We start from the raw sequence: 9,264 nt of genomic DNA on the forward strand, positions 1-9,264 counted from the left end.
TAGTTGATGCGACACCAAACTTAAACCCAACAAGGCAAACCCAACGAACAGCACCGGTACAACGTTCACAATTTTCTGCAGAAACTAATAAGGCAATTTTAAGTGAATTAGTTAAAAATTTAGAAATGTCAAAAATTTCTCTTAGAAAAGAAACACCATTGATACAGGTAATTGATGTACCGATCTTTCCCTTGCAGAAGGAAAAGTTCAGTAAATTGAAAGGGATTGTATTGGGAGGTGCTTTGGCTGGATTTCTAACTTTATTCATTCTTTTATTCAAGAAAATTTTAAATAGTGTAATGTCTTAACTATGGTTACTTATACATTAAAAGTTATTGATATTAAAAAAGAAACGCAAGACACTTTAACTTTAAGTTTCAAACAGCCTGGGTTAAGGAAAATAAAATATTTGGCAGGACAGTATCTAACATTAATTTTTAGGATTAATGGAAGACGTTATATTCGACCATACTCTTTTTCTTCTTGTCCAGGTATTGATCCTAATTTAGAAATAACAGTCAAAAGGGTTTTAAATGGGATAGTGTCTAATCATATTCATGATATAGTAAAGATTGGAGATTGTGTTGAAGTATTTGAACCTATGGGGGATTTTGTTTTTAAGGAAAGTACAAATAGTCAGATCTATTTGTGGGGAGTTGGAAGTGGAATTACTCCATTAATTTCTTTAGCGAAATATATTCTTACGTTTAATGATGTTGGTGTCAATTTAATCTATGGTAATAAGAATCACGAAAGCACAATTTTTGGCAGTCAAATAAAGGAATTGCAGAATAAATTTTCTGAGCGATTTATGGTCAAGCATTTTCATACCAGATTCGCTTTAGATCAAAATAATGGTACTATTACAAAGGGAAGGATAAATCAACTCCAAGCACTATCCATTTTGGAGCAAAACAGTGATGTGAATACCAGCATACATTATATTTGCGGGCCATCTGGTTTAAAAGAATCCGTAAGAGAAGCATTGCTTAAGTGTGGTGTTCCAGATGGGAATATTTTATCAGAAGACTTTGAGTTATTAAAAGACCCTAAAGACTTTGAATCAATTTATACTCAAACCGTAAAACTCAAGTTTAATGAAATTGAATTTAATGTTGAAGTTGTTAAAGGCAAAAGCATCTTAGAAGCGGCTTTAGATGCTGATATTGAATTACCTTATTCTTGTCAGACTGGCAATTGTAGTACCTGTAAGGCAAAATTAATTTCTGGGAGAGTAAAGATGATCGGATTAACCAAAGGACGAAATGACCTGTTATCAGATGAATATTTGATTTGCTGCACACATCCTCTTACAGATAACGTTTATATTGAAGTATAATTTAAATATCATTTAAATATGAAAGTAGTAATACTGGCTGGTGGCTTGGGGACTAGGTTAATGGAAGAAACAGAAGCCAGACCTAAACCAATGGTTGAAATCGGTGGTAAACCAATTTTATGGCACATTATGAAAATCTACGAGGCTCATGGCTTCAACGATTTTATATTGTGTCTTGGTTATAAAGCTCAAACTATAAAAGAATATTTTCTAAATTATTATTTGTATAATTCTGACGTTACGATTGAATTGGAAAAGAATAAGGTAGATGTTCATTTTTCCAATGCTGAGTCGTTTAAAGTAACATTAGTAGATACTGGTTTAACAACAAATACTGCAGGTAGAATAAAAAAAATTCAGAAATACATAGGCAATGAGTCGTTTATGTTGACTTATGGAGATGGAGTAGCAGATATTAATATTAAGGAGTTGGTTAAATTTCATAAAAATCACGGGAAATTAGCTACACTTACAAGTATTCAGACACCTGGAAGATTTGGTAATATTGAAATGGATGATCAGGGTACTGTTGAACATTTTGTAGAGAAGCCACAGGGAGATGGTATGTGGATCAATGGTGGTTTCTTTGTTTTGGAATCAGGAATATTCAAATATCTTGAAGGAGATATGGATGAGGTACAATGGGAAAAAAGGCCATTGATGGAAATTGCAGAGGACGGTCAACTTTCGGCTTATAAGCATAGAGGGTTTTGGAAGCCAATGGATGCATTGAGAGATAGAATTGAATTGGAACAGCTTTGGAACAGTGGCGAAGCTAAATGGAAAATCTGGTAGTATATGTATAATATATTGAAGAAGGTTTATCAGGGAAAAAGGGTCTTTTTGACAGGACACACTGGTTTTAAAGGCTCTTGGATGTTAAAAGCCCTAAATCTGCTAGGTGCAGAAGTAAAAGGTTATGCCTTGGCTCCTCAATCGTCTAATGATCTTTATCATTTGATTGAAGGAGAAGAAATCTGTGACTCAATTATAGCGGATGTTAGAGACCGTGAAGCATTAAAAAATTCTATGCTGGATTTTAGACCTGACTTTGTTTTCCATCTTGCAGCTCAGCCGTTAGTTAGATTGTCTTACGAAATACCCTCTGAGACTTTTGAGGTGAATGCGGTGGGAACTGCTAATTTATTAGATGGTGTTCGTCTTTTAGATAATAAATGTTCAGTTATTTTAATTACTACCGATAAAGTTTATCATAATAATGAATGGGAATATCCTTATAGGGAAAGCGATCGTTTAGGAGGCTATGATCCTTATAGTGCAAGTAAAGCCTGCGCAGAATTGGTGATCGACTCTTACAGGAACTCATTTTTTAATGTAACAAATTATGAAGTACATAAAAAAGGAATTGCTGTGGGACGCGCTGGGAATGTAATTGGTGGTGGTGATTGGTCTAAGGATCGTTTGATTCCGGATATAGCGAAGGCTTTAACTTCTAATCAAAATATAGTGATAAGAAATCCACTATCAGTTCGCCCCTGGCAACATGTGTTGGAACCGGTGATAGCTTATCTATTACTTGGAATACGAGTATATAATGAACCTTTAAATTACAGTAAGGCTTATAATTTTGGGCCTCAGATATCCGATGCCTTAACAGTTGAAGAAATGTTGAGTCTTGCGATTAAATCATGGGGTTCTGGGAGTTTTTCAGTAGAGCAAGTAATTGGACAGCCGCATGAAGCGGGATTACTTAAATTAGATATTAGCAAAGCTGTTTCCGAATTAGGGTGGAGCCCTAAATTAAATGCGGAAACAGCAGTTATGCTTACGATGGATTGGTATCGTAAATTTGCGACAAATAAGGAGGGTATTAATGGCTTTACTGAGGAACAAATTTTAAGCTATTTAAATGCGTAGGGTTCTTATTACAGGAGTTACCGGATATCTTGGTGCAAGTATCGCTGAAAAATTAATTACTGAAGGAATAGATGTAATTGGACTTAAAAGAGAGACCTCTGATATCTGGCGCTGTATCGATTTTGCAAAAGAGATTGAATGGGTAAATATTGATGAAAGTGGAGGTTGGAAGTCAATAATCATTGATAAATTACCTACTGAAATTATTCATTGTGCATGGATTGGTGTCGAAGCAGCCGAACGTAATAATTGGGTACTACAATTAAAAAATGTTAATTTCCTTTCAGATTTACTTGAAATTGCACAGTCAATTAATATAAATAAGCTGATTTTTGTAGGTTCCCAGGCTGAGTATGGTAATATCAGTGGGAAAATAACAGAAAACGAAGTGCCAAAAGCCTGTAATGCATATGGTGGCACAAAATTGGCATGCTTAGAGATACTAAAGGCATTTTGTGACCCTAGACAAATCAATTGGATATGGCTTCGGTTATTCTCTGTTTTTGGGGAAAAGGAAAGTGAAAACTGGTTAATCCCATCTGTGATCAATAAGATGCAAAATGAAGATGAAATGGACTTTACCAAAGGTGAACAAAAGTATGCCTATCTTTATATTAAGGACTTTGTAGAAATGATGACAAGTATCTTGTCGAAAAAGATTATTTCAGGAATTTATAATGTGTCATCTGACGAGGTTCTACCTATTAGCATGGTTGTAGAACAAATCAGAGACCTTGTAAACCCAGAATTTAAACTCAATTTTGGCGCATTACCATACCGTTCTTTCCAACCAATGCACTTAGAAGGGGATATGTCAAAATTAGTTGCACAAATAGGTAGACCTAGGTTTACTAGTTTTAAGGAAGCCCTGCGAAAAACAGTATCTTATTATATTTCAAAATAGAATTTTTATGAAAGTATCAGATTTTATCGCAGAATTTTTAGTTAAAAAAGGAATAAAAAGCATCTTTGAATTATCTGGCGGTATGATCACTCATATTCTAGATTCTGTCAGTCAAAAAACTGATGTTAAGATTGTCACAATGCACCATGAACAAGCCGCGGCTTTTGCAGCGGAAGGTTACGCTAGAGTAACCAATTTGCCGGGAGTTGCTTTAGCTACAAGTGGACCAGGTGCTACCAATCTTCTAACTGGTATTGGGAGTTGTTATTTTGATTCAACACCCGCCATCTTCATAACAGGACAGGTAAATAGACATGAACTGAAAGGCGAACGAGGAATCAGGCAATTGGGATTTCAGGAAACGGATATTTTATCAATGGCTAAGCCCATAACTAAAGCCTGTTATCAGATCAATAATCCAGATGATATACCAGAAATCTTCGAAATGGCTTACAGGATCTCGTTAGAGGGAAGGCCGGGGCCTGTTTTGATTGATATTCCTATGGATGTCCAAAGAGCACAGATTAACCCAGAATTTTTTTTAAAGCAAGATTATTCTGTGTCAATAATAAATGAAGAGGTGCTTAGTCAGTTAATTGATGATATACAATCGGCTAGCAGACCACTAATTCTTGCCGGTCGAGGTATTAAGGCAGGAAATTGTCAACAATTTTTTGAGTCATTTATTGAACGGGTAAAAGTCCCGGTAATTACTACGTTGTTAGGTTTAGACACTATTCCATATAGTGACCCACAAAGGATAGGTTTCATTGGTAGTTATGGGAATCGTTGGGCTAATATTGCTTTTGGTGAATGCGATCTTTTAATTGTCCTGGGTAGTAGATTGGACATCCGGCAAACAGGGGCAGATACTAAATTTATAGAAAATCGTAAAATCTACCATATAGATTGCGAAGAAGCTGAAATAAATAATCGGGTTACTGGCTGTGTTCCAATTCTAGCAGATCTTAATACTTTTTTTTCCTCCTTTGCTGAAAAAAAGGAAAAATACCCGTTTGTGTCTCCTCATGGATGGATTAATTATGTAAACGACTTAAAACAGACTTGGCCAGATACAAAAGAACTCAATACTGATGGCATCAATCCGAATCAGCTTATGCACGAACTTTCAAGCCGATCAAAAATGGCCAAAGTTTATTTAGCAGACGTGGGAAGTCATCAAATGTGGGCAGCACAGTCATTAGAATTGCAAAGAGGCCAATTTTTTCTTACATCAGGTGGCATGGGAGCTATGGGATTTTCATTGCCAGCCGGGATAGGTGCATGTATTGCCTTGGACAAGAAGCCAGTAGTTGTCCTTATAGGCGATGGCTGTATGCAGATAAATATCCAGGAATTACAGACTATTGTAAGAAATAAACTGCCTATTAAAATTGTCGTTCTAAATAACAGGACATTGGGTATGATTAGGCAATTTCAAGATAGTTACTTTGAATCACGATATCAGTCTACTTATTGGGGATATGATGCTCCTGATTTTACGAAAGTTGCTCTTGCTTATGGTATTGATGCAAAGACCATAGAAGACACAAAGGAGATCGACCAGGCTGTTGAGTGGTTTTGGAATGAAAATAATGTTGATCAACCGCAGTTACTACAAGTTATGATTGATCCTCATACGAATACCTATCCCAAAATTGCTTTTGGAAGACCCATTACGGAAATGGAACCTTTTGCAAAGCCAATAGAGATGGAAGGAACCTAATACATGAATTTATTATTACAATTAAGATAAAATGTTACAAAATATTAATGATGTTGTTCTTGAAAATAGTTTGAGAGAAATAGCAAAAAAGAAATCCACCCAAACTATAATCCCAGGACAAAACTATATTCCAGTGACAGGGAAAGTTTTGGATGAAGATGATATATTATTAGGGGTAGATGCTGCTTTGGATGGCTGGTTAACTGCTGGTCGTTTTGCTAATCAATTTGAATACGATTTTGCTCAATATTTTGGTGCAACAAAAGCGCTCTTGGTAAACTCAGGTTCATCGGCTAATCTTGTCGCGTTTTATGCATTAACTTCTCCAAAATTAGGGGATCGTGCTATTAAGCCTGGTGATGAAGTGATTACGGTTGCTGCTGGTTTCCCAACTACAATTAATCCCTTAATTCAGTTTGGTGCGGTGCCCGTTTTTGTTGATGTTGATATAGCTACTCATAATGTTTTGTCGGAAGACATAGAAAAAGCTGTTTCTCCCAAAACGAAGGCAATTATGATTGCGCACTCATTAGGTAATCCTTTTGACTTAGACGAAGTAATGAGAGTGGCAAAAAAATATAATCTTTGGGTAGTTGAAGATGATTGTGACTCTTTAGGTGCAACTTATAGAGGGAAGAAAACAGGAACTTTCGGGGATATTTCTACCTTTTCTTTTTACCCAGCACATCATATTACTATGGGAGAAGGGGGGGCTGTACTGATAAATAGCCCAGAATTAGCAAAACTTGCTGAAAGTTTTAGAGATTGGGGCCGTGATTGTTATTGTGAGCCAGGGAAGGATAATACGTGTGGATGTCGATTTGGGCAACAATTAGGTACATTGCCATATGGATATGACCATAAATATACCTATTCTCACATTGGGTTCAATTTGAAGGTGACTGATATGCAAGCAGCGTTTGGGGTATCTCAAATTAAAAAAATAGATCATTTTGTTCAAAGAAGAAGAGAAAACTACGCTGCTCTTTATGAAAGGATGAAAGAATTTGAAGACGTATTTATATTACCCGAACCAACACCCAACTCCGAGCCGTCGTGGTTTGGTTTCTTATTAACGTTGAGGGATGGCGATTCTAATGACAGACATATGCTTGTACAACATTTGGAAGAGAAAAAAATCGGTACACGTTTGCTCTTTGGAGGCAATTTGTTGCGTCAGCCAGCATACGCTAATATTGAACATCGTGTAATTGGTGATTTGAAAAATACAGATACTATTATGAATCAATCTTTTTGGTTAGGTGTTTGGCCTGGATTAAATGAAACGCATTATGATTACATTCAAGGTATTATTAGAGACTACTTAAACGGTTAGTCTATATTGCTAGGTCAGATACTTATTCATAACAAAAGGGACGATTTAAATTAGGTCAATTCAACTCGTCACAGCTTAAATAATGGTTTTATAATTTGCCATTAGCCAAATTATCGAGAATGATAAAAAAAATACACTTTGCAAATTTAAATACATTACGTTTTATTGCGGCTTTTGCTGTTATCATAGCTCATACGGAGCAAATAAAAATGGCTAAAGGATTGCCTAATGTCTATGATATTCCTGCTGTTGAGATAATAGGAAGCCTAAGTGTAGATTTGTTCTTTGTGTTAAGCGGATTTTTGATTACATCTCTTTTATTTATCGAGAAAGAATCAGTTTCTGGCATATCTATCAAAAAATTCCTTATCAGAAGGCTATTGCGTATATGGCCACTTTACTTTATAATCATGATCTTGGGGTTTTTCATTATGCCATTTTTTCCTGCATTGAAAATTGGGGAACCTTTTGTAAATGTACATGATCATTTTACATATAATTTTATATTGTATATCTTATTTCTTCCTCATATACAATCCATAGTATTTGGTCCTATTTTGTATACAGTTCAAGCTTGGTCAATTGGTATAGAAGAACAATTTTATATTTTTTGGCCATTTGTTGTTAAAAAATTTAGTCAAAAAAAAATAGTGAACTTTATTGTTGTTTTTATAATTCTTTACTTGAGCATCTGTATTTTACTGTCGTTAGCGATCCATAATAAAGCAATAGCAGATAGATTCTCTTCAACTATGCTTTTTAACACAAATATTATCTTTCGACATCGTCTTAAATTTGATTGCTTATTGATAGGTGCATTGTTTGCAATAATACACCTTAAAATTAAAGACAGTAGCTTTATTTTAAATAAGAAATTCCAGATGTTGGCGTATGCTACAGAAGTTTTATTATTGGCGTTAGGGACTGAATTTCATGGCTTTTTTTGGGAAGTGCATGCTATTTTATACGGCTTTATTATTCTAAATCTAGTTAGAACTAAAACAAGTATACTAAATCTTGAATATCCGATTTTTGATTATTTAGGTAAAATCTCATATGGAATATATATGTATCATGTGTTAATTATTAATTTAGTTATAACGGTATTGTATAGGATGCACCTAATGGTGCTTGCCTATCCACTTATATTCATTTTAGTAATTTTACTTTCTGCTTTTTCCTATAGGTTTATTGAACGATACTTTTTAAAAAAGAAGGAGGATTTTTCCGTAATATCTACAGGATGATCATTGCTATAATTTTTGTTGTCCAATTATTTATTATAGAATGTCGAGCAGCTTAATAATTATAATGTATCTCAAATGTTAAATAGAAATAAGAAAAGAATTCCATCATTAAGTGTTTGTATTCCAACTTTCAATAGATGTGACAAGGTTTATAAGCTTGTAAATGATATTTTGCTTTATCCGGGTCAAGACATTGAAGTTATTGTGCTTGACAATCTTTCAACGGATAATACTAAAGATTTATTAGATAATATAAAAGACAATCGCTTTTCTTTAATTCAAAATGATGAAAATATTGGTGGAATACTTAATCCGTTAAAATGTATTGGCTTAGCATCAGGAAACTTTGCTTTACTTTGTCTTGATAAAGATTATTTGGATTATCGCGAAATTGGAAAATTAATTGAAAATATCAATTTGGATTCAGAGGTTGTGTTTGGACACTGCGAGTTGAATATTAAAAAAGGAGGTCAAGGTATTATTTACGGTCAAGGTTACGATTCAATTATAAACATGGCTTATTTGTCAAGACACCCATCAGGCATGTTTTATAAAACTAGTGAATATGTAAATCTGGAGATAGTTAAAAGAATATTTGTTGAAAAAAGGATGTTCCCTTTTTATCCAGATTTGATTAATGCAGAAATGGCTATGATTGGTAAGTCTCAACTAATAAAGCAGCCTTTAATTTATACTGAAAGTAAGGATGAGGCTAGCAGAAGCCCTTCTTTTACTTACGATGTAAGTAATGCTTACTTTTTGCCTTCTAAAAGAATTATTGAATTTGACACCTATATTGAAAGTGTTCATAAGTTGAGCTTGCCATCTTATGAT

Annotated in this window: 8 protein-coding genes and 1 pseudogene; all 9 read left to right on the plus strand. The window is 34.6% G+C overall.

The features are described from left to right. Positions 1 to 308 (plus strand): annotated as a pseudogene (locus DBR11_RS19505) (lipopolysaccharide biosynthesis protein); the annotation flags it as partial. A gap of 2 nt (positions 309 to 310) precedes the next feature. Then, complete coding sequence (locus DBR11_RS19510) at positions 311 to 1,339, plus strand: flavin reductase family protein (protein WP_108554304.1); 1,029 nt, start codon at positions 311 to 313, stop codon at positions 1,337 to 1,339. Positions 1,340 to 1,357: 18 nt separating this feature from the next. Further along, a complete protein-coding gene (rfbF, locus tag DBR11_RS19515; RefSeq protein WP_108554305.1) occupies positions 1,358 to 2,134 on the plus strand; it encodes a glucose-1-phosphate cytidylyltransferase in 777 nt (258 codons plus the stop codon). A 3-nt stretch (positions 2,135 to 2,137) separates the two neighbouring features. Further along, positions 2,138 to 3,217, plus strand: coding sequence for a CDP-glucose 4,6-dehydratase (gene rfbG / locus DBR11_RS19520; RefSeq protein WP_108554306.1), 1,080 nt, complete (start codon positions 2,138 to 2,140; stop codon positions 3,215 to 3,217). Continuing rightward, positions 3,210 to 4,121, plus strand: a complete 912-nt coding sequence (locus DBR11_RS19525) for an NAD(P)-dependent oxidoreductase (protein ID WP_108554307.1) — start codon at positions 3,210 to 3,212, stop codon at positions 4,119 to 4,121. The genes rfbG and DBR11_RS19525 overlap by 8 nt, the downstream gene beginning before the upstream one ends. 7 nt (positions 4,122 to 4,128) lie before the next feature. After that, positions 4,129 to 5,847, plus strand: coding sequence for a thiamine pyrophosphate-binding protein (locus tag DBR11_RS19530; RefSeq protein WP_108554308.1), 1,719 nt, complete (start codon positions 4,129 to 4,131; stop codon positions 5,845 to 5,847). A 31-nt stretch (positions 5,848 to 5,878) separates the two neighbouring features. Beyond that, entirely contained in the window at positions 5,879 to 7,183 is a 1,305-nt protein-coding gene (gene rfbH / locus DBR11_RS19535) for a lipopolysaccharide biosynthesis protein RfbH (RefSeq protein ID WP_108554309.1), read from the plus strand. 119 nt (positions 7,184 to 7,302) lie between these two features. Then, on the plus strand, positions 7,303 to 8,430 hold the full coding sequence (locus DBR11_RS19540; RefSeq protein WP_108554310.1) for an acyltransferase: 1,128 nt from the start codon (positions 7,303 to 7,305) through the stop codon (positions 8,428 to 8,430). A gap of 75 nt (positions 8,431 to 8,505) precedes the next feature. Continuing rightward, the coding region (locus tag DBR11_RS19545; RefSeq protein ID WP_146186595.1) for a glycosyltransferase at positions 8,506 to 9,264 on the plus strand (759 nt) is incomplete at its 3' end.

This window comes from Pedobacter sp. HMWF019 (assembly GCF_003061025.1).
GTDB lineage: Bacteria > Bacteroidota > Bacteroidia > Sphingobacteriales > Sphingobacteriaceae > Pedobacter.